Source organism: Streptomyces sp. NBC_00237 (assembly GCF_026342435.1).
Lineage (GTDB): Bacteria > Actinomycetota > Actinomycetes > Streptomycetales > Streptomycetaceae > Streptomyces.
The window spans coordinates 1,447,005-1,469,472 of sequence record NZ_JAPEMT010000001.1 but is presented as its reverse complement, the minus strand read 5'-3'; the positions used below and the strand labels follow the sequence as shown (position 1 = coordinate 1,469,472).

19 protein-coding genes and 1 tRNA gene are annotated in these 22,468 nt (G+C 70.6%); 14 read left to right on the top strand and 6 right to left on the bottom strand.

Going from position 1 to position 22,468, the window contains the following annotated elements; all coding sequences use genetic code 11:
• Positions 1–9: 9 nt before the first annotated feature.
• Positions 10–1,278 carry a DUF418 domain-containing protein gene (locus tag OG897_RS06500; protein WP_266653745.1) on the bottom strand — a complete coding sequence of 423 codons (1,269 nt, stop codon included), beginning with the start codon at positions 1,276–1,278 and terminating at the stop codon, positions 10–12.
• Between the two features lie 512 nt (positions 1,279–1,790).
• On the opposite strand from OG897_RS06500, the gene OG897_RS06495 reads away from it, so the two are divergent.
• From OG897_RS06495 to OG897_RS06470, 6 genes are all read left to right on the top strand, one after another.
• A complete protein-coding gene (locus OG897_RS06495; RefSeq protein WP_266653743.1) occupies positions 1,791–3,407 on the top strand; it encodes a carboxyl transferase domain-containing protein in 1,617 nt (538 codons plus the stop codon).
• A gap of 17 nt (positions 3,408–3,424) precedes the next feature.
• The gene (locus OG897_RS06490; RefSeq protein WP_266656611.1) at positions 3,425–5,584 is read left to right on the top strand and encodes an acetyl/propionyl/methylcrotonyl-CoA carboxylase subunit alpha; all 2,160 of its coding nucleotides are present in this window, start codon (positions 3,425–3,427) and stop codon (positions 5,582–5,584) included.
• An 11-nt stretch (positions 5,585–5,595) separates the two neighbouring features.
• Positions 5,596–6,519, top strand: coding sequence for a hydroxymethylglutaryl-CoA lyase (locus OG897_RS06485; RefSeq protein WP_266656609.1), 924 nt, complete (start codon positions 5,596–5,598; stop codon positions 6,517–6,519).
• Positions 6,516–7,682: an acyl-CoA dehydrogenase family protein gene (locus OG897_RS06480; protein WP_323188048.1), complete on the top strand. Its 1,167-nt coding sequence runs from the start codon at positions 6,516–6,518 to the stop codon at positions 7,680–7,682. The genes OG897_RS06485 and OG897_RS06480 overlap by 4 nt, the downstream gene beginning before the upstream one ends.
• A 140-nt stretch (positions 7,683–7,822) precedes the next feature.
• Positions 7,823–8,857 (top strand): ABC transporter substrate-binding protein, encoded by a 1,035-nt coding sequence (locus tag OG897_RS06475; RefSeq protein ID WP_266653739.1) that lies wholly within the window; start codon positions 7,823–7,825, stop codon positions 8,855–8,857.
• Positions 8,858–9,143: 286 nt separating this feature from the next.
• A complete protein-coding gene (locus tag OG897_RS06470) occupies positions 9,144–9,998 on the top strand; it encodes a siderophore-interacting protein (RefSeq protein WP_266653737.1) in 855 nt (284 codons plus the stop codon).
• Positions 9,999–10,087: 89 nt separating this feature from the next.
• Here OG897_RS06470 and OG897_RS06465 read toward each other — a convergent pair whose 3' ends face one another.
• Positions 10,088–11,761: a beta-N-acetylhexosaminidase gene (locus OG897_RS06465; RefSeq protein ID WP_266653735.1), complete on the bottom strand. Its 1,674-nt coding sequence runs from the start codon at positions 11,759–11,761 to the stop codon at positions 10,088–10,090.
• 105 nt (positions 11,762–11,866) lie between these two features.
• Between OG897_RS06465 and OG897_RS06460 the strand changes: the two genes are divergently transcribed.
• The 3 genes from OG897_RS06460 (at position 11,867) to glmS (ending at position 15,043) form a co-directional block, all read left to right on the top strand.
• Positions 11,867–12,754 carry a DUF4429 domain-containing protein gene (locus OG897_RS06460; protein ID WP_266656607.1) on the top strand — a complete coding sequence of 296 codons (888 nt, stop codon included), beginning with the start codon at positions 11,867–11,869 and terminating at the stop codon, positions 12,752–12,754.
• Positions 12,755–12,874: 120 nt separating this feature from the next.
• Positions 12,875–13,162: a hypothetical protein gene (locus OG897_RS06455; protein WP_266653733.1), complete on the top strand. Its 288-nt coding sequence runs from the start codon at positions 12,875–12,877 to the stop codon at positions 13,160–13,162.
• A gap of 63 nt (positions 13,163–13,225) precedes the next feature.
• Positions 13,226–15,043, top strand: coding sequence for a glutamine--fructose-6-phosphate transaminase (isomerizing) (glmS, locus tag OG897_RS06450; protein WP_266653731.1), 1,818 nt, complete (start codon positions 13,226–13,228; stop codon positions 15,041–15,043).
• A gap of 122 nt (positions 15,044–15,165) precedes the next feature.
• Here glmS and OG897_RS06445 read toward each other — a convergent pair whose 3' ends face one another.
• Together OG897_RS06445 and OG897_RS06440 are read right to left on the bottom strand one after the other, a co-directional pair.
• Positions 15,166–15,750: an acetate uptake transporter gene (locus OG897_RS06445; RefSeq protein ID WP_266653729.1), complete on the bottom strand. Its 585-nt coding sequence runs from the start codon at positions 15,748–15,750 to the stop codon at positions 15,166–15,168.
• 229 nt (positions 15,751–15,979) lie between these two features.
• Positions 15,980–16,525, bottom strand: a complete 546-nt coding sequence (locus OG897_RS06440) for a universal stress protein (RefSeq protein ID WP_266653727.1) — start codon at positions 16,523–16,525, stop codon at positions 15,980–15,982.
• Between the two features lie 666 nt (positions 16,526–17,191).
• Here OG897_RS06440 and OG897_RS06435 point away from each other — a divergent pair.
• The 5 genes from OG897_RS06435 to OG897_RS06415 all read left to right on the top strand — a co-directional run bounded on the left by OG897_RS06435 (position 17,192) and on the right by OG897_RS06415 (position 21,526).
• Complete coding sequence (locus tag OG897_RS06435) at positions 17,192–17,473, top strand: hypothetical protein (RefSeq protein WP_266653726.1); 282 nt, start codon at positions 17,192–17,194, stop codon at positions 17,471–17,473.
• Positions 17,474–18,043: 570 nt separating this feature from the next.
• Positions 18,044–19,210, top strand: coding sequence for a helix-turn-helix domain-containing protein (locus tag OG897_RS06430; RefSeq protein WP_266653724.1), 1,167 nt, complete (start codon positions 18,044–18,046; stop codon positions 19,208–19,210).
• A 124-nt stretch (positions 19,211–19,334) separates the two neighbouring features.
• Positions 19,335–19,946 (top strand): oligoribonuclease, encoded by a 612-nt coding sequence (gene orn, locus OG897_RS06425; RefSeq protein WP_266653722.1) that lies wholly within the window; start codon positions 19,335–19,337, stop codon positions 19,944–19,946.
• Between the two features lie 114 nt (positions 19,947–20,060).
• A tRNA-His gene (locus OG897_RS06420) sits at positions 20,061–20,133 on the top strand.
• A 109-nt stretch (positions 20,134–20,242) separates the two neighbouring features.
• Positions 20,243–21,526, top strand: a complete 1,284-nt coding sequence (locus tag OG897_RS06415) for a site-specific integrase (RefSeq protein WP_266653720.1) — start codon at positions 20,243–20,245, stop codon at positions 21,524–21,526.
• 3 nt (positions 21,527–21,529) lie between these two features.
• On the opposite strand, the gene OG897_RS06410 is transcribed toward OG897_RS06415, so the two are convergent.
• Both OG897_RS06410 and OG897_RS06405 read right to left on the bottom strand, forming a co-directional pair.
• Positions 21,530–21,781 (bottom strand): hypothetical protein, encoded by a 252-nt coding sequence (locus OG897_RS06410; protein ID WP_266653718.1) that lies wholly within the window; start codon positions 21,779–21,781, stop codon positions 21,530–21,532.
• Positions 21,782–21,952: 171 nt separating this feature from the next.
• A complete protein-coding gene (locus OG897_RS06405) occupies positions 21,953–22,342 on the bottom strand; it encodes an XRE family transcriptional regulator (RefSeq protein WP_266653716.1) in 390 nt (129 codons plus the stop codon).
• Between the last annotated feature and the right edge of the window lie 126 nt (positions 22,343–22,468).

Sequence of the window (22,468 nt, the reverse complement as noted above, 5' to 3'; positions counted from 1 at the left end):
ACCGGCGCGTTAGCGGTCGTTAACCTGTCGGACATCTCGCCCGGGCCCGCCGGGGCGGGCCCCGAGGGTGACCGCGCGCAGCAGCCATTCGACCGGGCCGTGCCCGAAGCGCCGCATCAGCGGGGCGCTCACCGCGAGCTGGGTCGCGTACAGGACGAGGGCGAGCAGGACGGGAACGGCCACGCCCAGTTTGCCGTACAGGCCGAGTCCGTACCCCGTGAAGATCAGGGCCATGACCAGGGACTGGGTCAGGTAGTTCGTGAGGGACATCCGGCCCGCGGGGGCGAGGACGGCGACGACGCGGCGGCCGGGGCCGGTGCGGAAGAGCAGGAGCATTCCGGCGAGGTAGGCCGCCGTGAGGGCCGGGGCGGTGAGCATGCCGAGGGCCGATCCGAGGGCGGCCCAGCGCCCCTGGCCCAGTTCCACAGTGGCGGCGAGGGCCGCGGCGGGCAGGCCCACGGCGAGTCCGATGCGTACGGTACGGCGCAGCGTGGCGGGGTCGGTGCGGTCGAACCAGCCGGTGCGCCCTGCCGCGAGCCCGCACAGGAACGCCGGGACGACCGTCCCGGCCCCGAGCAGCACCGCGAGCGCGGCGAAGGGCAGCTGGTCGAGGTTCGCGCCGAGGACGTCGGAGAAGGAGCCCCGGTAGGCGGTGGCGAGGGCGGCGGCTTCGGTGTCCGCGTCGGCGAGGTCGGCGGCGGGCGGCGGGACGAGCGCCACCAGCGCGGAGAGCAGGAGCAGCAGGGCGCTGAAGGCCCCCCACACCCAGTACGCGGCGGTGCGGGCGCCGCGCGGTGAGGCGTTGCGGGCGGCGAGCAGGATCAGGCCGAGGACGGCGTACGCCATGAGGACGTCGCCGCTGAAGAGGAGTACGGCGTGCAGCAGGCCGAGTACGCCCAGGCCCAGCATCCGGCGCAGGGTGCGCGGGACGACCTTGGCCCCGGCGCGCTCGGCGGAGGCCATCTGCATCGTGAAGCTGTACCCGAAGAGGAAGGAGAAGAGCAGGTAGAACTTCCCCTGGGCGAGGAACGCCACCAGCCACCGCACGACGGAGTCGACGGCCGTGCCGTCACCGTTCCCGGCTTCCCCCGCACCGCCACCGGCGGCGACCGCACCCGCCCCGCCCACCATGTCGGCCGCGCCGCTCATCATCAGCACGTTGACCAGCAGAATCCCGAGCAGCGCGAACCCGCGCAGGGCGTCGACCTCGACGATGCGCCGGGGCGCGGGCAGTGGCGGGAGGGAGTCACGGAGCGGGGCGTGCGGGGGCCAGTGCACGATTCCCGGCGGCGGGGGCCACTGCGCGGCTCCCGCCCGAGGCGGCCACTGCGCACCGGGCTGCGGCGGGGGCCACTGCGCGCCCCCGGGCGGTGGAGGCTGGTGCGCGGCACCGGGCGGAGGCCACGGGGCGGCACCGGGCGGCGGGGCGGAAACCGGAACGCCGGAAACCGGAACGTCGGGAGACGGAGGGCCGGGAGACGGAGGGCCGGGAGACGGAGGGCCGGGAGACGGAGGGCCGGTCGGTATCCCCGTCGGGTCTTGCATGCTCATGCGGCGAATGATCCCCGATCCGCCCCGCTCCCCGAAACCCCGTCCGCGCCCCGGGGTGGCCCCCGACCCCCACTGCCCCGGGCCCCTGCGCAACTCCCCTCCCCCGCCCGCCAGTCACCGTACGGCCACCCTGGACAGGACCGTTAGCGGTCGTTAACCTCGGAGGCACGTTAACGGTCACTAACCTCGCGCGCACCCCGCGCGACGCGCACCTCCGGCGGGCAAGGGAGCTCGACAGAATGCAGGAAGCACCGGTGCTGACCAGTACCGCGGACCCGTCATCGGCGGCCTGGCAGGCCAACGAGGCCGCCCACCGGGCACTGGCGGACGACCTCCGCGCCCGTCTCGCCACCGCCCGCCTCGGCGGCGGCGAGAAATCCCGGGCCCGGCACGTGGCGCGGGGCAAGCTGCTGCCGCGCGACCGGGTGGACACCCTCCTCGACCCGGGCTCCCCCTTCCTGGAGCTGGCTCCGTTCGCCGCGAACGGCATGTACGACGACCAGGCCCCGGCCGCCGGGGTCATCGCCGGGATCGGGCGGGTGAGCGGCCGCGAGTGCGTGATCGTCGCCAACGACGCCACCGTCAAGGGCGGCACGTACTACCCGATGACGGTGAAGAAGCACCTGCGCGCGCAGGAGGTGGCCCTCGAAAACCGGCTCCCCTGCCTCTACCTCGTCGACTCCGGCGGCGCGTTCCTCCCGATGCAGGACGAGGTGTTCCCCGACCGCGAGCACTTCGGCAGGATCTTCTACAACCAGGCGCGGATGTCGGGCGCGGGAATCCCGCAGATCGCCGCCGTCCTCGGCTCCTGCACGGCGGGCGGGGCGTACGTCCCGGCGATGAGCGACGAGGCCGTGATCGTCCGCAACCAGGGCACGATCTTCCTCGGCGGGCCGCCCCTCGTGAAGGCGGCCACCGGCGAGGTCGTCACCGCCGAGGAGCTGGGCGGCGGCGAGGTCCACTCCCGTACGTCGGGCGTCACCGACCACCTCGCCGAGGACGACGCGCACGCGCTGCGGATCGTACGGAACATCGTCGCGACGCTCCCGGAGCGCCAGCCGCTCCCCTGGTCGGTGAAGCCGGTCGAGGAGCCGAAGGTCGACCCCGCCGGGCTGTACGGGGCGGTCCCCGTCGACTCCCGCACCCCCTACGACGTGCGCGAAGTGATCGGACGCGTCGTCGACGGCTCCCGCTTCCAGGAGTTCAAGTCGGAGTACGGGCAGACGCTCGTCACCGGCTTCGCGCGCATCCACGGCCACCCCGTCGGCATCGTCGCCAACAACGGCATCCTCTTCTCCGAATCCGCCCAGAAGGGCGCGCACTTCATCGAGCTGTGCGACCAGCGCGGCATCCCCCTCGTCTTCCTCCAGAACATCTCCGGCTTCATGGTCGGCCGGGACTACGAGGCCGGGGGCATCGCCAAGCACGGCGCGAAGATGGTGACGGCCGTCGCCTGCACGCGCGTGCCGAAGCTGACCGTCGTCGTCGGCGGTTCGTACGGCGCGGGCAACTACTCGATGTGCGGCCGGGCCTACTCCCCCCGCTTCCTGTGGATGTGGCCCAACGCCAAGATCTCCGTCATGGGCGGCGAGCAGGCCGCCTCCGTCCTGGCCACGGTCAAGCGCGACCAGATCGAGGGCCGCGGCGAGGAGTGGCCGACGGACTCCGAGGAGGAGTTCAAGGACCCGATCCGCGCCCAGTACGAGCAGCAGGGCAACGCCTACTACGCGTCCGCCCGCCTCTGGGACGACGGCGTCATCGACCCCCTCGAAACCCGTCAGGTCCTCGGCCTCGCCCTGACCGCCTGCGCCAACGCCCCGCTCGCCGACCCCGCCTTCGGCGTCTTCCGGATGTGAGACGACACATGACTTCCCTGTTCGATACGGTCCTGGTCGCCAACCGTGGCGAAATCGCCGTCCGCGTGATCCGTACGCTCCGTGAGCTGGGCATCCGCTCGGTCGCCGTGTTCAGCGACGCCGACGCGGACGCGCGGCACGTGCACGAGGCGGACGCGGCGGTACGGATCGGCCCGCCCGCCGCAGCCGAGAGCTATCTGCGCATCGACCGCCTGGTCGAGGCGGCGGTGCGCTCGGGGGCGCAGGCCATCCACCCCGGGTACGGATTCCTCGCGGAGAACGCGGAGTTCGCGTCCGTGTGCGCGTCGGCCGGGCTCGTCTTCATCGGCCCTCCCGCCTCCGCGATCTCCCTCATGGGCGACAAGATCCGCGCGAAGGAGACGGTGCGGGCGGCGGGCGTGCCGGTCGTACCCGGCTCATCTGGCTCCGGCCTGACGGACGATCAACTCGCCGACTCCGCACGGGAGATCGGCATGCCGGTCCTGCTGAAGCCGTCCGCAGGCGGCGGCGGCAAGGGCATGCGGCTGGTCCGCGACGCGGCACTCCTGGGGGACGAGATCGCCGCCGCCCGCCGCGAGGCCCGCTCCTCCTTCGGCGACGACACACTCCTCGTCGAGCGGTGGATCGACCGCCCCCGGCACATCGAGATCCAGGTCCTGGCCGACGGACACGGGAACGTCGTCCACCTCGGCGAGCGCGAGTGCTCGCTCCAGCGCCGCCACCAGAAGATCATCGAGGAGGCTCCTTCGGTCCTGCTGGACGAGGCGACGCGGGCCGCGATGGGCGAGGCGGCGGTCCAGGCGGCCCGCTCGTGCGGGTACTCGGGTGCGGGCACGGTCGAGTTCATCGTGCCGGGCGACGACCCGTCCTCGTACTTCTTCATGGAGATGAACACCCGCCTCCAGGTCGAGCACCCGGTGACCGAGCTGATCACCGGCATCGACCTGGTGGAGTGGCAGCTGCGCGTCGCATCGGGGGCCGAACTCCCCTTCACCCAAGCCGACATCACCCTCACCGGCCACGCGATCGAGGCCCGCGTCTGCGCGGAGGACCCCTCCCGCGGCTTCCTCCCCTCCGGCGGCACGATCCTCGCCCTGCACGAGCCGCAGGGCAACGGCGTCCGGACGGACTCGGGCCTCTCCGTCGGCACGGAGATCGGCAGCCTGTACGACCCGATGCTGTCGAAGGTCATCGCGTACGGTCCCGACCGCCCGACCGCACTGCGGAAGCTGCGCGCGGCACTGGCGGCGACGGTGACCCTGGGCGTCCAGACGAACGCGGGCTTCCTGCGGCGCTTGCTGGCGCACCCGGACGTGGTGGCGGGCAACCTGGACACGGGTCTGGTCGAGCGCGACGCGGACTCGCTGGTGGACCCCGGGGTCCCGGCGGAGGTGTACGCGGCGGCGGGGCTGCTGGCACAGGCGGAGCTGAGCACCCCTTCCCCTGGCTGGGCGGACCCCTTCGACGCCCCCAGCGGCTGGCGGCTCGGCGGCACCCCGGCCTGGACGGCGCACCACTTCAAGGTGCCCGGCCATGACCCGGTGACGGTACGGGTCCGGGAGGGGGCCGTGCAAATTTCACCCCCTGGAGGGGGTACCCCCTGTTCGAGCGGAGCCGAGAACTTGGGGGAGATTGAGCAGCGGGGGCCCGGGGGCAGCGCCCCCGGCGTTTCCGCACCGGGTGCCCACGCGGCGGAGCCGCACGTTTCGCAGCCGGGAAGGGGCGGGGCCGGGGATGCCCTCCCCGCACGACTCGGTTCCGGCACACCCCAAGGAGCCCCGCTCACCGTCGAGGTCGGGGGCCTCACCCACACCCTCCACCACCACGGCGAGTGGCTGGGCCGGGACGGCGACGCCTGGCACCTCCAGGCGTACGACCCCGTCGCCGCCACCCTCACCGGCTCCGCCCACAGTGGCGCGGACGCCCTGACCGCCCCCATGCCCGGCACGGTGACCGTCGTCAAGGTGGCCGTCGGCGACCACGTCACCGCAGGTCAGAGCCTCCTGGTCGTCGAGGCCATGAAGATGGAGCACGTCATCTCCGCCCCCCACTCCGGCACCGTCGCCGAACTCGACGTCAAGGCCGGGGCCACCGTCGCCATGGACCAGGTCCTGGCCGTGGTCACCCCCGACGAGACCCCCGGCGAGACCCCGGACGAGGAGGAGGACACCAAGTGACCGCGCTCCCCATGGTCGTCCCCGACCCCCAACTCCCCACCCGCGTAAGGATCTACGAGGTCGGAGCCCGCGACGGCCTCCAGAACGAGAAGGGCACGGTCCCCACCGCGACCAAGGCGGAGTTCATCCACCGCCTCGCCGCGTCGGGCCTCACCACCGTCGAGGCGACGAGCTTCGTCCACCCCCGGTGGGTGCCCCAACTCGCCGACGCGGAAGCCCTGTTCCCGCTCCTCCAGGACCTGTCCGACACCGTCGGCCTCCCCGTCCTCGTCCCCAACGACCGGGGCCTCGACCGCGCCCTGGCCCTCGGGGCCCGGCACGTCGCGGTCTTCGCGAGCGCCACCGAGTCCTTCGCCCAGGCCAACCTCAACCGCACGGTCGACGAGGCCCTCGCCATGTTCGAGCCCGTCGTCACCCGCGCGAAGGAGGCGGGGGCGCAGGTCCGCGGCTACCTCTCGATGTGCTTCGGCGACCCCTGGGAGGGGGCCGTCCCCGAAACCCAGGTCGTGAAGGTCTGCCGAGCCCTCCTCGACATGGGCTGCGACGAGCTGAGCCTCGGCGACACCATCGGCGTCGCCACCCCCGGCCAGGTCGCCTCCCTCCTGACCGCCCTCAACGCCGACGGCGTCCCCACGGACACCGTCGGCGTCCACTTCCACGACACCTACGGCCAGGCCCTCTCCAACACCCTGGCCGCCCTGCGCCACGGCGTCACCACCGTCGACGCCTCCGCCGGGGGCCTCGGCGGCTGCCCGTACGCGAAGTCGGCCACCGGCAACCTCGCCACCGAAGACCTCGTCTGGATGCTGAACGGCCTCGGCATCGACACCGGGGTCGACCTCTCCCGCCTCACCGCCACCAGCGTGTGGATGGCGGAGCAACTGGGCCGACCCAGCCCGTCCCGCACTGTTCGCGCCCTCTCCCACAAGGACTGACGATGGACCACCGCCTCACCCCCGAGCACGAAGAACTCCGGCGCACCGTCGAGGAGTTCGCCCACGACGTCGTCGCCCCGAAGATCGGCGACCTGTACGAGCGGCACGAGTTCCCGTACGAGATCGTCCGCGAGATGGGCCGCATGGGCCTCTTCGGGCTGCCGATCCCCGAGGAGTACGGCGGCATGGGCGGCGACTACCTCGCGCTCGGCATCGCCCTGGAGGAGCTGGCCCGGGTCGACTCGTCGGTCGCGATCACCCTCGAAGCGGGCGTCTCGCTCGGGGCGATGCCGATCTACCGGTTCGGCACCGAGGAGCAGAAGCAGGAGTGGCTGCCGAAGCTGTGCGCGGGCGAGGCGCTCGGCGCGTTCGGCCTGACCGAGCCGGACGGCGGCTCGGACGCGGGCGGCACCCGTACGACCGCCGTCCTCGACGAGGCGACGGGCGAGTGGGTGATCAACGGGTCGAAGTGCTTCATCACCAACTCCGGCACCGACATCACCGCCCTGGTCACGGTCACCGCCGTGACGGGCCGTAAGCCGGACGGCAAGCCGCTGATCTCCTCGATCATCGTCCCGTCCGGCACCCCCGGCTTCACGGTCGCCGCCCCGTACTCCAAGGTCGGCTGGAATTCCTCCGACACGCGTGAGCTGTCCTTCTCCGACGTACGGGTCCCGGCCGCGAACCTGCTCGGCGAGGAGGGGCGCGGCTACGCCCAGTTCCTGCGCATCCTCGACGAGGGCCGCGTCGCGATCTCGGCGCTCGCCACCGGGCTCGCCCAGGGGTGCGTCGACGAGTCGCTGAAGTACGTGAAGGAACGGCACGCCTTCGGGAAGGCGATCGGCGAGAACCAGGCCATCCAGTTCAAGATCGCCGACATGGAGACGCGGGCGCACATGGCCCGGATCGGCTGGTACGACGCGGCGTCGCGGCTGGTCAACGGCGAGCCGTTCAAGAAGCAGGCCGCCATCGCGAAGCTGTACTCGTCCACGGTCGCCGTCGACAACGCGCGGGAGGCCACCCAGATCCACGGCGGGTACGGCTTCATGAACGAGTACCCGGTGGCCCGCATGTGGCGCGACTCCAAGATCCTGGAGATCGGCGAGGGCACGAGTGAGGTGCAGCGGATGCTGATCGCACGGGAGCTGGGCATGTCCGCCTGACCCTTCGATACCTCTCCATCCGCTTTCGTACGGGTGAAACCGGACAGCCTTCCGCGACCTTAAGAAGGTTAGGCTAGCCTTCCTAGGAATCGATGATTCCGGTCTGCCTCCCGGCTCCGCCCGTACGAAAGCGATCCTCCATGCCCTCCCAGCCCCGCCTCTCCCGTCCCACCCGTCGCGGACTCCTCGCCGTCGGCGGCGCGTTCGGCATCGGTGCCGCACTGGCCGCGTGCGGCGGCGAGAAGACCTCAGGCGGCACGTCGGACACGGGCGCGGCCGAGAAGTCCGGCCCCTGGTCCTTCGTCGACGACCGAGGTACGAAGGCCGAGACGAAGGCCGCCCCGAAGAACATCGTCGCCTTCACCGGGATGGCCGCCGCCCTGTACGACTACGGCGTCGAGGTCAAGGGCGTCTTCGGCCCGACCAAGGGCAAGGACGGCAAGCCGGACGTCCAGGCGGGCGACCTGGACATCTCCAAGGTGGAGATCATCGGCAACGCCTTCGGCGAGTTCAACGTCGAGAAGTACGCCAAGCTCATGCCGGACCTGCTGATCTCCGACATGTGGGAGAAGGGCAAGCTCTGGTACGTCCCGGAGGCGTCCGAGAAGAAGATCTTCCAGCTCGCTCCGCAGATCGGCCTCTGGGCCTCGCAGACCAACATGGAGAAGGCGCTGGCCCGCCGCGCCGGTCTGGCCGCCTCGCTCGGCGCGGACCTCAAGGCGCAGAAGACCGTCGACGCGAAGGCCCGCTTCGAGAAGGCTTCGGCGCGGCTGCGCGCGGCGGCGAAGGCCCACCCCGACATCACGGTCATGATCGGCTCGGCCTCCGCGGAACTCTTCTACGTCTCCCTCGCGAAGACGAGCGCGGACACCCTGTACTTCCAGGAGCTGGGCGTGAAGTTCGTCGAGCCGAAGGTCGACAAGGCGGGCTTCTTCGAGCCGCTGAGCTGGGAGAACATCGGCAAGTACAAGGCCGACGTGATCATGATGGACAACCGGTCGGCGGTGCTCCAGCCCAAGGACATCGCGGGGAAGCCGACGTGGGCGGGGCTGCCCGCCGTCAAGGCCGGTCAGGTCGTTCCGCGCGTCACGGAGCCGATCTACTCCTACGCGAAGTGCGCGCCGATCCTGGAGGACCTGGCCAAGGCCATCGAATCCGCGAAGAAGGTCTCCTGACCTTGGGGGGTGCGGCGGGTGTGCGGGCGCGTTCTGGTGGGGGTTCGTACGTGCGGGCGCGTCATGGCTGGTCGCGCAGTTCACCGCGCCCCTGACTGCCCTCGCCCAGCCCCCTTGGGCGGCGGGGCCGCCCCCCGGGGCCGCCCCCCGGGGGCGGAACGGGCGGGCAAGGGGGCGGCCCCCCTCGCTCCGGGCCCACCCCGGAGCACCCCCGCCCAGCCCCGACGCCGCCCGCCCCCTCCGAGGGAACCCCGCCCCACCCCCGTACCCCTGCCAGGAGGCCCCTGTGTCCGACACCACCGACACCACCATCCCCTTCCGCCTCTTCCACCTCTCCGTCCTCCGCACGGAGCGCCTCAGCCCCTCCCTCCTCCGCGTCACCTTCGGCGGCCACGGCCCGGACGGCCTCACCGGCTTCGCCTCCGGCGGGCGGGACCAGTCCCTCTCCCTGTTCCTCCCGCAGCCGGGGCAGGAGGAGCCCGTCCTCCCCCCGGAGACCGACCCCGACTGGTTCACCTCGTACCGCGCCCTCCCCGAGGGCACCCGCGCCGTCATGCGCTCCTACACCGCCCGCGCCCACCGCACGGACCCCGACGAGCTCGACATCGACTTCGCCCTGCACCCCGACGGCGGCCCCGCCTGCCGCTGGGCCGAGCAGGCCGCGCCCGGCCACCGGGTGGCCGTCCTCGGCCCCGCCGTCGCCGACAACGCCGGAGTCCGCTTCCGGCCCGCCGACGACACCGACCACGTCCTGATCTGGGCCGACGAGACCGCCCTCCCCGCTGCCTCCGCCGCGCTGGAGGAACTCCCCTCGGATCTGCCCGTCAGGGCCTGGATCACCGTCCAGCACCCGGACGACGCCGTGGAGTTGCGGGCCCCCGCCGGGGCCGAGATCACCTATCTCGTACGGGACGAGAACGCCCCCGCCCCCGTCGACGCGATCGCCGCCGCCGAAATCCCCGCCACCGGCACCCCGTACGTCTGGATCGCGGGCGAAGCCTCCTGCGTCCGCGCCCTGCGCCGCCACTTCGTGAACGACCGGGGCCACGACCGCCGCCGCATCACCTTCACCGGCTACTGGCGCCAGGGCCTCACCGAGGACGGCCTCCGCGAGAACCCGTCCGAGTACGAGATCTCGTAACGCCCCACGAAACCCCAAGAACCCCCACAAACAGGGAGGGGGTGCACCGGACGGTCCCGGCGCACCCCCTCCCCCCCTGCCCGGTCACCTCACGGAGCGGGCCACGGCACCTGCGTCGACCTGTAGTAGTCGATGCCGAGCGCGTCGAAGCGCGGACCCTGCTGGGCCAGCCGCAGCTTGTACGTCTCCCAGTCGTGCGTGGACTTCGGCGACCAGCCCAGCTCCGCGATGCCGGGCAGGCGCGGGTACGCCATGAACTCCAGCTGGTCGCTGGTGGCCAGCGTCTCCGTCCACAGCGGGGCCTCCACGCCGAGCACGGACGACTCCGGGGCGCCCGCCAGGTAGCTGCCCGGGTCCCAGTCGTAGGAGCGCCGCACCTCGACGTAGCCCGCCCAGTTCAGGCCCAGCGGAGTGGACTTGTTGTACTTCATGTCGAGGTAGCTGCGGTCGGCCGGGGAGAGCACCAGCTTGGTGCCGCCCTTCGCGGCCTCGACGACGGTCCGGCGCTCGGCCTCACTGGTCTTGTCGTAGCCCCAGTACTGGACGACCTTGTCCTTGACCTGGTCGGCGCCGACCAGCTGGTGCCAGCCCATGACCTTCTTGCCGTACGTGCCGACCACCTTCTGCGCGTGGTTCATCATCTTGGCGAAGTCCTCGTGGCTGGTCGAGTGCGCCTCGTCGCCGCCGATGTTGATGTACTTGCCGGGGGTCAGCTGCGCGATCTCGCGCACCACGTCGTCGATGAACTTGTACGTGATCGGCTTGCTCGCGCACAGGCTGCTGAAGCCGACCTCGGTGCCCGTGTAGAGCGGCGGCGCGATGCCGTTGCAGTTCAGTTCGGCGTACGAGGCGAGGGCCGCGTTGGTGTGGCCCGGCATGTCGATCTCGGGGACGACCTCCATCTTGCGGGAGGCCGCGTACCGCACCAGGTCCTTGTACTGGGCCTTGGTGTAGTAGCCGCCGGGGCCGCCGCCGACCTGGGTGGATCCGCCGTACGTCGCCAGCCTCGGCCAGGAGTCGACGGCGATGCGCCAGCCCTGGTCCTCGGTGAGGTGCAGGCGCAGGGTGTTGATCTTGTAGAGCGCGGCCTGGTCGACGTAGCGCTTGACCTGCTCGACCGTGAGGAAGTGGCGTCCGACGTCGAGCATCACGGCCCGGTAGCCGAAGCGCGGGACGTCCCGGACCGTGCCGCCCGCGACCTGCCACGGCCCGGCCTGCTTCGTCGGCTTCTCGACGGCGGCGGGCAGTTGCTGGCGCAGGGTCTGGATGCCGTGGAAGAGCCCGGCGGACGTGCGGGCGGTGATGGTGACGCCGCCGCGACCCGACTCCAGCCGGTAGCCCTCGCCGCCGAGGGACCTGTCCTTCCCGGCGAGCTTCAGCCGGATGCCGCCCCGGTCGTCCCGCGAGGTGACCGGCAGCCGGTACCCGGTGGAGGGGCGCAGCACCCTGGCCAGGGCCTCGCCGACCTCGCGCGCCTCCCGGGAGTGGCCCACCCTGATGTCGGTCTTCGGGCCGATCGTGTACGCGGAGCCGCCCGCCTTCACCTCGGAGGGGGCCGGAATGACCTGGCCCAGCGGGCGGGGGCCGTCGGCGGCCTTCGCCGCGGAGGCGCTGTCCGGGGCGGGCGCGGCACCGACCGAGGCCGTTCCCGCTACGGCGACCAGCAGTAACGGAGCGAGGAGGCGGGGAATCGTACGACGGTGTCTCACAAGGCGTCCCTTCGACGGGGCATCGCGGATGTGGCATGTTCGCGGCACGTACATGGCAGGACACATGGCTACCCGCCAAGTCACAGCCAGGTCAAGGGTGTAGACCAGTTCCTCACACCTACGGCGCAACCCGCCCGGTGCGAGAATTCCCCCATGGCGATGGCGGAAATCATGCAGAAGGACGGCACCTGGAGCTTCGAGGGGGACTCGGTCCGGCTCGTTCCCGGCAGCGACAAGGGGGTGAGCCTGCTGCGCCGCACGCTCGGGGAGATCACCGTGCCGCTGGAGGCGGTGGCGGGCATCTTCTTCGAGCCGGGGAAGAAGACCGGGCGGCTCAGGCTGCGGCTGCGCGAGGGGGCGTGCCCGCTGATGCAGATAGCCGGGGGGCGGCTGGACGATTCCTCGGACCCGTACCGGCTGGTCGTGGAGAACGACCGCACGGGCGTGGCCGAGTACTTCGTGGACGAGGTGCGCAACGCGCTGCTGCTGGACCAGATCGGCTCCGGTCCCGTCGACCGCTATCTGCTCGGCGGACCCGTGCTGCCGTACACGGCCGGGGCGGGCGACGCCTCGGTCACCGTGGACGAGCGGCAGGTCCGGCTGACGTGGACGTGGACGACGGAGACCTCGAAGTCCTCGGGCGGACCCCGGACGATCCCCCTCGCCGAGGTGATGGCGGTGGAGTGGCTGCCCGCCGTCGGCCTGGAGCACGGCTATCTGCGGTTCGTCACGTCCGCCGCCGGCCACACCATGCCACCGAAGTACGACCCGCACGCGGTCCATCTGTACGGGCTGAAGAAGGACCCCCTGATGGCGCTCGCGGCGGCCGCGGTGGTGGCGCGGATGCCGCATCCGCACGCGCGGGAGGAGCCCGAGGACGCGGTGCCCGCCGCGCTGGAGGCCGCCCCCCGGGACGCGGCGCCCGCCGCCGAGGACCACGACGTACTGCTGCGGCGGCTGCGGGAACTGGGCGAGCTGCACCAGGCCAAGATCCTCACGGACGAGGAGTTCGCGATGGCCAAGCAGGCGGTGCTGAAGCGCCTGTAGGCCGTCCCCTCCCCCCTTCAGGTCCAGACCAAGGGCCCTAATTTTCGCGATCAAGAAGAATCCTGCCCGATATCGGGCAGGATTCTTGCACAAGGGGTCACTCTCCCCCAGTATCGACGAGTGCTTGAACGCCGTACGCCCTCCGTGTCGTCGCACGACGACCTCGTCGACCATCTGGTCCGCTCCACCGCGCTGCCGCGCGGCGAGGCGGCCCGGGTGGTGCTCGACGTGCTGGCGTACTTCGACGAGACGACCGAGGAGTTCGTCCGCCGCCGCCACCGCGAGCTCCAGTCCGGCGGCTCCGTGAACGCGGAGATCTTCGACCGGATCGCCGCCGAGCTGCCGCACCGCGCGGTCGCTCCCCCGGAGCTCTCGCTCCGCCAGTTGCGGCGCATCGTCTACGGCTGATTCTTCTACGGCTGATTCGTCTACGGCTGAGCAGCACCACAGACCACTCGGAGGACAGTTCATATGTGCGGAATCGTCGGATACATCGGCAAGCGCGACGTCGCGCCCCTGCTGCTCGAAGGGCTCCAGCGCCTGGAATACCGGGGTTACGACTCCGCGGGCATCGTGATCAACACGCCCAAGGCGTCCGCCCTGCGCATGGTCAAGGCCAAGGGCCGGGTCCGTGACCTGGAGGCCAAGGTCCCCAAGCGCTTCGCGGGCACCACCGGCATCGCCCACACCCGCTGGGCCACCCACGGCGCGCCCTCCGACGAGAACTCGCACCCGCACCTGGACGCCGAGTCCAAGGTCGCCGTCGTCCACAACGGCATCATCGACAACGCCGACGACCTGCGCGCCAAGCTGCTCGCCGACGGCGTCGTCTTCGCCTCCGAGACGGACACCGAGACGGTCGTCCACCTGATCGCCCGCGCCCAGGCCGAGACCCTGGAGGAGAAGGTCCGCGAGGCGCTCCGCCACATCGAGGGCACGTACGGCCTGGCCGTCATGCACGCCGACTTCCCCGACCGCATCGTCGTCGCCCGCAACGGCTCCCCGGTCGTGCTGGGCATCGGCGAGAAGGAGATGTTCGTCGCCTCCGACGTCGCCGCCCTCGTCTCGCACACCCGCCAGATCGTCACCCTGGACGACGGCGAGATGGCGACCCTGAAGGCCGACGACTTCCGCACGTACACCACCGAGGGCTCGACCACCTCGGCCACGCCCACCACCGTCGAGTGGGAGGCCGAGTCGTACGACATGGGCGGCCACGACACGTACATGCACAAGGAGATCTCCGAGCAGGCCGACGCCGTGGACCGCGTCCTGCGCGGCCGGATCGACGACCGCTTCTCCACCGTGCACCTGGGCGGCCTCAACCTCGACGCCCGCGAGGCGCGCGGCGTGCGCCGGATCAAGATCCTCGGCTGCGGCACGTCGTACCACGCGGGTCTGATCGGCGCGGGCCTCATCGAGTCCCTCGCCCGCATCCCCGCCGACGCCGAACCCGCCTCGGAGTTCCGCTACCGCAACCCGGTCGTGGACCCCGACACCCTCTACATCGCGGTCTCGCAGTCCGGTGAGACGTACGACGTGCTGGCGGCCGTGCAGGAGCTGAAGCGCAAGGGCGCCCGCGTCCTGGGCGTCGTCAACGTGGTCGGCTCCGCCATCGCCCGCGAGGCCGACGGCGGCGTGTACGTGCACGCGGGCCCCGAGGTCTGCGTCGTCTCCACCAAGTGCTTCACCAACACGGTCGTCGCCTTCGCGCTGCTCGCCCTGCACCTGGGCCGCATCCGCGACCTGTCGGTCTCCGACGGCAAGCGGATCATCGCGGGCCTGCGCAAGCTGCCCGAGCAGATCTCCGAGATCCTCGCCGACGAGGACAAGATCAAGGAGATCTCGGAGGCGTACGCGGGCGCCCAGTCGATGATGTTCATCGGGCGCGTGCGCGGCTACCCGGTCGCCCTGGAAGCCTCCCTGAAGCTCAAGGAGATCTCCTACATCCACGCCGAGGCGTACCCCGCCTCCGAGCTCAAGCACGGCCCGCTCGCCCTCATCGAGCCCGCCCTGCCGACCGTCGCCATCGTTCCGGACGACGACCTGCTGGAGAAGAACCGCGCCGCCCTGGAGGAGATCAAGGCCCGCAGCGGCCGGATCCTGGCAGTCGCCCACCGCGAGCAGGAAAAGGCCGACCACACCATTGTGGTGCCGAAGAACGAGCCGGAGCTGGACCCGATCCTGATGGGCATCCCGCTCCAACTCCTCGCCTACCACACCGCGTTGGCGATGGGCCGCGACATCGACAAGCCGCGCAACCTGGCGAAGTCCGTCACGGTCGAGTAGTCGCTCCCGTACGAGCGCGAGAAGGGCCCCGTACGCCGCCACCACGGCCGTACGGGGCCCTTCCCTCCATCGGGGCCGGTTGTCGCCCAACTGCCGGCCCCAGCACGGTGCCTGACCAGCTGTCAGCCCGTGGCCGTCACGCCACGGCCCGAGGCGCGGCCCGGCAGTGCGGTGGGCCACTTCGCCCACACCGCCGTGGCCCCGTACCAGGCGAGGAGCCCGGCGAGCGCCGCGACCCAGCCCGCGACCTTCGCCGGCGTGCCCGCTTCCGCGAACCGGGCGATGCCCAGCAGCAGCAGGGACACGAACAGCAGCCCGTACATCACCTGCGGAAGCAGACCGCCGCCGGCGGCTCCCAGGGTGAGGCTGAGCGCCAGCAGGGCCCAGAGCAGCAGGAAGAGCCCTGCCGCTTCAGCGCTGACCGAGGTGTCCCCGGACGCGGTGCCCCAGGTGAACCAGAAGGCGCCGAGGCCGACGAACGCGGTCCCGTCGAACGCGTTCCGGCCCCGGAACTCCAGGAGTCCCGCGACGAAGAGCGTGATGCCGCCGACGAACAGCGCGACGGTGACGGCGCTCGCCGCCGAGATCCCGTCGAGCGCGCCGGTGTGGCCGATCCCGAAGGCGAGCAGGGTCAGGCCGAGTGCGAGATGGCCGAGGGTGGAGGCGGAGGCTGTGGTGCTGGTTCCCGCGGCGACGTCGTTGTCCACGGCGGGGCTCCCTTCCTGCGAGTACGCGCACTGGACGCGTACGGGTGGTGCGCTGTCCCCTGTCTTCGGGGGCTGCGACCTTTATCTACCCTTCACAAGGTTACAAATCACCCCTACGCGGGGGTAGTTTCAGGAATCGCCGACGTACGTCAAGGGCACCAAAAGGGCCAACTCGCTTACACGGAAGGCAAACTGAAAGTGCGTCACGAACCGGGAACGTTCGAGGGCGTTACGGGATGACGACGACCGGACGCTGCGCCCGCTTCGCCAGCCGCCCCGCGACCGAGCCGAAGAGCCGCCCCACGATGCCCTGCGTCGAGCCCACCACGATCGCGTCGGCCTCGTACTCCCGGCCGACCTCCTCCAGCTCGTGGCAGATGTCGCCGCCGCGCTCGACCAGGATCCACGGGACCTCGGACAGATAGTCCGCGCAGGCCAGTTCCAGCCCGAGGACTTCGGTGCGGTGGTCGGGGACGTCCACGAAGACCGGTGGCTCGCAGCCCGCCCACACGGTGGTCGGGAGCCGGTTGGCGACGTGGACGATGATCAGCCCCTGGCCGAGCCGCCGGGCCATGCCGATGGCGTAGGCGAGGGCGCGCTCGCTGGAGGTGGAGCCGTCGAAGCCGACGACGACACCGTGCCGGAAGGCGGGATCGCAGGAGTGTCGCGGATCTTCCAGCGCGTAGAGGTCACCGCTGCGCTCCGCACCGTATTCGGCGCGGGGATCGGCGACCTGCTTGCGGTCCGCGGGTTCGGGAGTTTCGTGACCGGCCATCGGTGTCTCGGCGTCTGAATCCTCAAGGAGCTGACAACGGAGCGGGTGGAAGGGACGGCGGAACAACTCGTTACGGCGTTTCGGGTGGCAGCCCGGCGGCAGCGGAGCTGTCCGGGAATCATCTTCCCAAGCCCATACCCCCAAGGGTACGGCCGCACTCCTCCACTGCCCAGACCCCGCAGGGGCGCGGGGTTCCTGGAGCATGCACGACCCCGGGCCGTATCGCAATGCCCGCTGGCCTGTACAGCGGTTTACCGCTGGGCCGTGCGGCGGTCCACCACTGGGCCGTACGGCCGTCCGTCGCTGCTCCGTACGGGCGCCGGTCAACGTGACCGTCCGGGCGGCCCGTTCGTTGGTCAGGGTCCCGCGTCCCCCCGTCCCCGTCCCCCACGCCCCCGGAGGGAGTACTCCGTGCCCGGTTCCTCGCCCTTCCCCTCGCCGTACGACTACGAACGTGACCGGCCCCACGGCGCGCACCTCCCCCAGGGATCCCATGGGTCGCACTCCACGCGCGGATCCCAAGGGCCACATGGGTCTCACGGGTCCCATGGGTCACAGGGGTCATACGGAGCCCACAGGCATCACGGCTCTCACACCTCGCACAGCGCTCACAGTCCTCACGGTTCTCACGGGCACCTCTCGCCACCCGAGGCCGATTCCATCCCGGTGGCCACTTCCGGCTCGGTGGCCGACCTGGTCCGCTGGGCGGCCTTCAGCTGTCTGCTCGTCCCCGTCGTGCTGCTCGTGTACGGCGCCCCTCCCGGCGGCACCGCCCTCGCGGCCGGGGGTCTCGCCGTCGTCACCGTCGTCTGCCGGCTCCTGCTGCGCCGCTCCGAGCGGATCGCCGCCCGCGACCTCGCCGAGGAACTCCAGACGGGCACCCACCGCGGTCGGCACAGCCGCACCGGCTCCGGAGCGCACCGAGGCGGCCGCAAGACGGACACCTAGCCGCACGGCCGGGACAGGTGGGGATTCCGGCCGGGTCGCGATCCGGCCCTGGACGAGTCCCGGCCGAGTTCCGACGGAGCCGCATACGGCTCCAAAACAAGAACAATGCGTGAAGAATCAACGGAATGACGCGCTCTGAGCGAGGTCGTGCGCCGGGTGAGTGACGGAATCGCACATGCGCGCCCGTAGTTTTTCAGCCAACTTCACCGACCTCCCCCACCCTTGGTGCAGTGGCCCGCCAACCCCGGTGCCACCAGGGAAGAAAGGACCGCTGGCCGCCCGCGCACCCTACGGGGACGGGCCATGAGCGGGAGGCGTACTTCCCTGCGACGCCCGGGAGTGGAACGCTTCCTGATCGAATGCTTCACGCCAAGTTGCCATGTCGACATAGCGGGGCTTTCGGAACTTGTCACGCCGACGCCACACAACACAGTAGATTCGATCATGGGTTATTCGACGGCGGGGGAACCGTGCAGGACCTAGAGGGACTGCGACTTCAAGGAGCAGTGTGCAGGAGCGACAGGCCCGTCACGAACAGGGAGCCGCGACCAGCGAGGGGGGCTTAGCGCCATGAGCCAGGACTTGGCCGCACCGCCGGAGGCCACCCGGAAGCTCTCCGGGCGCCGCCGCCGAGAAATCGTAGCGGTGCTGCTTTTCAGCGGGGGGCCCATCTTCGAGAGCTCCATTCCGCTCTCGGTATTCGGCATCGACCGGCAGGACGCGGGAGTTCCGCGCTACCGCCTGCTGGTGTGCGCCGGCGAGGAGGGACCCCTGCGGACCACAGGGGGACTCGAACTCACCGCGCCGTACGGCCTGGAGGCGATGAGCCGCGCCGGGACGGTCGTCGTACCGGCCTGGCGGTCCATCACCTCGCCGCCGCCGGCGGAGGCGCTGGACGCGCTGCGCCGGGCGCACGAGGAGGGGGCCAGGATCGTCGGTCTGTGCACGGGAGCCTTCGTGCTCGCCGCAGCCGGTCTGCTCGACGGCCGGCCCGCGACCACGCACTGGATGTACGCACCGACGCTCGCCAAGCGCTATCCGTCGGTGCACGTCGATCCGCGCGAGCTGTTCGTCGACGACGGCGACGTGCTGACGTCGGCGGGAACGGCCGCCGGGATCGACCTGTGTCTGCACATCGTGCGGACGGACCACGGGACCGAGGCGGCGGGGGCGCTGGCGAGGCGACTCGTCGTACCGCCCCGGCGCAGCGGCGGGCAGGAGCGCTACCTCGATCGGTCTTTACCCGAAGAAATCGGGGCGGATCCGCTGGCCGAGGTCGTCGCGTGGGCGCTGGAGCACCTCCACGAGCAGTTCGACGTGGAGACGCTCGCCGCGCGTGCGTACATGAGCCGCCGTACGTTCGACCGGCGCTTCAGGTCGCTCACTGGGAGCGCTCCACTCCAGTGGCTGATCACCCAGCGGGTGCTTCAGGCACAGCGGCTCCTGGAGACCTCGGACTACTCGGTCGACGAGGTCGCGGGGCGGTGCGGCTTCCGGTCGCCGGTGGCTCTGCGCGGGCACTTCCGGCGTCAGCTGGGGTCCTCGCCCGCCGCCTACCGGGCCGCGTACCGGGCCCGGCGGCCCGCCGGTGATCCGGTGGCGATCGGGTCGGCGCTGTCGGATGCCGTTCCGCAGCAGGTCAGGCGGGCGGCGGCGGCCTCGGCTGCGGTGCCGGTGGGGGCTTCGGCCCCCGCCCCGGACCCGGCCAAGGCCGAGGTCTACGCCCGCCGCCACTAGCCGGGGCCCTCGGGCAACGCGACCGGCCCCGCTCCCCGACTTCCTCGGGCAGCGGGGCCGCGTCCCGTACGGACGAACGGCACCGCGCCACTCAAGGGCCGCCGCGCCCCGTAGGGTGAGCCGCATGAACGATCGCATGGTGTGGATCGACTGCGAGATGACCGGGCTCTCGCTGACGGACGACGCACTTATCGAGGTGGCCGCACTGGTCACCGACTCGGAGCTCAACGTGCTCGGCGACGGCGTGGACATCGTGATCCGCCCGCCGGACGCCGCCCTGGAGACCATGCCGGAGATCGTGCGCCAGATGCACACCTCCTCCGGCCTGCTGGACGAGCTGGCGCGGGGGACGACCCTCGCCGACGCCGAACAGCAGGTCCTCGCGTACATCAAGGAGCACGTGAAGGAACCCGGGAAGGCCCCGCTGTGCGGGAACTCCGTGGGGACCGACCGCGGATTCCTGGCGCGGGACATGCAGGACCTCGAAAAGTATCTGCACTACCGGATCGTGGACGTGTCGTCGGTGAAGGAGCTGGCCCGGCGCTGGTTCCCCCGGGCGTACTTCAACAGTCCGGACAAGAACGGCAACCACCGCGCGCTGGCCGACATCCGTGACTCGATCGCCGAGCTGCGCTACTACCGGGAAGCGGTGTTCGTACCGCAGCCCGGGCCGGACTCCGACACCGCGCGGAAGATCGCCGCCAAGTACGTCATCCCTGCTGAGGGGGGCAAGTAGGAGGTTGAGGGGGCCCTGTGAGGGGCCCCGGAAAACCTGGGCGCGAGCACCCTCGCGAACCCTGTACACTTTTTCTCAGCCGGTCGGAAGAAAGCACCAAGAAGACCGGTCATGGTGGGTGTAGCTCAGTTGGTAGAGCACCTGGTTGTGGTCCAGGTGGCCGCGGGTTCAAGTCCCGTCACTCACCCTGTTTGATCAAGGTCTGACCTGCGAAAGCGGCTCGGGCCTTGATCTGTTTCTAGACCGTGGGAACAAACTGGGAACCGATCATGTGATCTGCGCCCTACCCTCGCCCCATGGCAAGCATCGTGGAACGCCCCAAGAAGGGCGGCGACAGCACCTTCCAGGTGAAGTGGCGCGAGGGCGGCGGCTGGGAAACAGAGCGCTTCGGCGACATCGACTCGGCCAAGTCCTTCAAGAAGCTCGTCGAGGCTCATGGCGGGCAGTGGCCGCACGGCTGGGTCCGTGGACAGGGATTCGTCGAGCCGGAGACCAACCCCGATGACGTCCCGCTGATCGAGTGGGCGCACCGGTACGCCGACCGGCTGACTGGCATCGACGAGCGCACCCGCAAGGACTACAAGCGGGACATCGACCGGCACTTCGCCCCGGCCACTCACACCCGGCGTGACGGGTCCGTGATGACGTACGGCGGCATCGTCCACACCGAGCGCTCGGGGGCCTCCACGCTGGCCACCTTGTGCAACGTGACGCAGGACGACGTGACCGACTGGGTCCGGGCACAGGAGACGGTGGTCAAGGACCCTGACGACCCCGCAGAGGTCCTGTCACGCAAGGCGAGTCCCAAGTCCATCGCGAACCGGCACGGCCTCTTGTGGTGCGTTTTCCAGGCCGCGCTGGACGCGACGCCGCCGCTCCGCGCCACGAACCCGTGCGCCAAGACCTCGTTGCCCCGGACGGACGCAGGGACCGAGGAGGAGATGTGCTTCCTGGAGCACGACGAGTACGTGCGGATCGTTGCCGAGATGCGCGCGTTCGACCCTGCCGCAGCCGACCTCTGCGACTGGCTGGTGGGCACAGGGATGCGGTGGGGAGAGGCGTCCGCCCTCCAGACTCAGGACGTGAATCCCCGAGCGGGGACCGTGAACGTCCAGAGGGCGTGGAAGCGACAGGAAGACAACACGTTCGCGCTCGGCCCCCCGAAGACCAAGAAGGCCCGCCGCATCATCGCGCTCACCGGCGCTCAGATGGACATGGTTCGGAGGTACACCACCGGCCGAGGCCCGGAGGATTGGATCTTCCGGGGCGGTGCGGGCAAGGCGTGGCGGCACAGCAACTTTTACCACCGGAAGTGGGAGCGGGCCCTCAAGGAAGCCCGAGCGAAGGGCTTCACGAAGAAGCCTCGACTGCACGATCTTCGGCACACACATGTGTCGTGGCTGATCGCGGCGAACATCCCGCTTCCGGCGATCCAGATCCGGCTGGGGCATGAGTCGATCACGACGACGGTCGACCGGTACGGGCACCTGGTCCGCGCCCTCGACGGCGAGATCACGGCGGCCGTCGAGGCTGCGATGGGGACCGCCCCAGCAGGGTCTGGGCTGAGGCAGGTCGTGTAGGCGCTAGGAGGCGTGTCTGATCTGGGGCGGCTCCCCCGCGGGGCCGTCCCAGTTCTGCGTCCAAAATTGCTGGTCAGCTAGGAACTTCAGGTACTCGACCATCTCGGCGCGGAGCCTCTCGGTCATCTCGGTTGCGAGGATCAGCCAGACAAGTTCGCCTTCGATCTCGACCGGGTAGCAGGCTCGTCCTCCGGGCAGATAGTCAACTAGCTCGATCCGTACCAGTGCCTGCGCTGCTCCGTCGTTGTCCGCCATCGAGCCCCCTTGCGTGGGTGCACCACGGAATCGCTCGCGTGTTCGAGCGCATGGATGCACTGAGCCTACCGATTCGCCCCCCAGGCGGACCCACCACGCTGCCACACTGGCCACACGGTGACCAGAGCCAACCCGTGAGTAGTCAAAAGTAGTATTAGTGCTGACGCGGGATCAGCCCTTGCCGCGGTTCGCGAACGTTTCTGCAATGGCCGAGAGCTGCGCGAGGTCGTCCTCCCCCATCTCCTCGATGCGCGCAATCAGCAGGCGCGCGCGGCCGTTAACCGACCGCACTTCACCCATCCCGAGGTACTGCGCCGCAGCCGCCTCCTGGAGGACACGCAGCGGCAGTTCCAGGCCCGCCGCGAGCGCCTTGAGCATTGGCTCCGACGGGGCGTCCGTGGGCTTACCGTTCTCCAGCTTGGAGATCCACCCGAACTTGGCTTGCTCGCCCGTCTGCCGGTCGAAGGCCGCCTCCGACAGCGTGCGGAGGCTGATGCCCAGCTCGGCGCGGCGGCGACGCACCAGGTCAGCCAACTGCGTCCTCTGTACTTGCTCAGCCATGAGGCCCATCCTGCCTGCTCGCTCCCCTGTCGCACGACTGGTGTCTACGTGGCGCGTGGGGCGTTCTGCACATACACCCTGATCATCGCACCCGCTTGTTCATGCTCCCGGACAAAGTGTCTACGG

What these genes read in the sequence shown, in the direction of transcription:
- OG897_RS06485 (WP_266656609.1), top strand. Translation starts at nt 5,596, where the DNA reads ATGGTCGTCCCCGACCCCCAACTCCCCACCCGCGTAAGGATCTACGAG.
- OG897_RS06430 (WP_266653724.1), top strand. Translation starts at nt 18,044, where the DNA reads ATGAGCCAGGACTTGGCCGCACCGCCGGAGGCCACCCGGAAGCTCTCC.
- OG897_RS06495 (WP_266653743.1), top strand. Translation starts at nt 1,791, where the DNA reads ATGCAGGAAGCACCGGTGCTGACCAGTACCGCGGACCCGTCATCGGCG.
- orn (WP_266653722.1), top strand. Translation starts at nt 19,335, where the DNA reads ATGAACGATCGCATGGTGTGGATCGACTGCGAGATGACCGGGCTCTCG.
- OG897_RS06415 (WP_266653720.1), top strand. Translation starts at nt 20,243, where the DNA reads ATGGCAAGCATCGTGGAACGCCCCAAGAAGGGCGGCGACAGCACCTTC.
- OG897_RS06405 (WP_266653716.1), bottom strand. Translation starts at nt 22,342, where the DNA reads ATGGCTGAGCAAGTACAGAGGACGCAGTTGGCTGACCTGGTGCGTCGC.
- glmS (WP_266653731.1), top strand. Translation starts at nt 13,226, where the DNA reads ATGTGCGGAATCGTCGGATACATCGGCAAGCGCGACGTCGCGCCCCTG.
- OG897_RS06440 (WP_266653727.1), bottom strand. Translation starts at nt 16,525, where the DNA reads ATGGCCGGTCACGAAACTCCCGAACCCGCGGACCGCAAGCAGGTCGCC.
- OG897_RS06475 (WP_266653739.1), top strand. Translation starts at nt 7,823, where the DNA reads ATGCCCTCCCAGCCCCGCCTCTCCCGTCCCACCCGTCGCGGACTCCTC.
- OG897_RS06460 (WP_266656607.1), top strand. Translation starts at nt 11,867, where the DNA reads ATGGCGGAAATCATGCAGAAGGACGGCACCTGGAGCTTCGAGGGGGAC.
- OG897_RS06410 (WP_266653718.1), bottom strand. Translation starts at nt 21,781, where the DNA reads ATGGCGGACAACGACGGAGCAGCGCAGGCACTGGTACGGATCGAGCTA.
- OG897_RS06465 (WP_266653735.1), bottom strand. Translation starts at nt 11,761, where the DNA reads ATGTACGTGCCGCGAACATGCCACATCCGCGATGCCCCGTCGAAGGGA.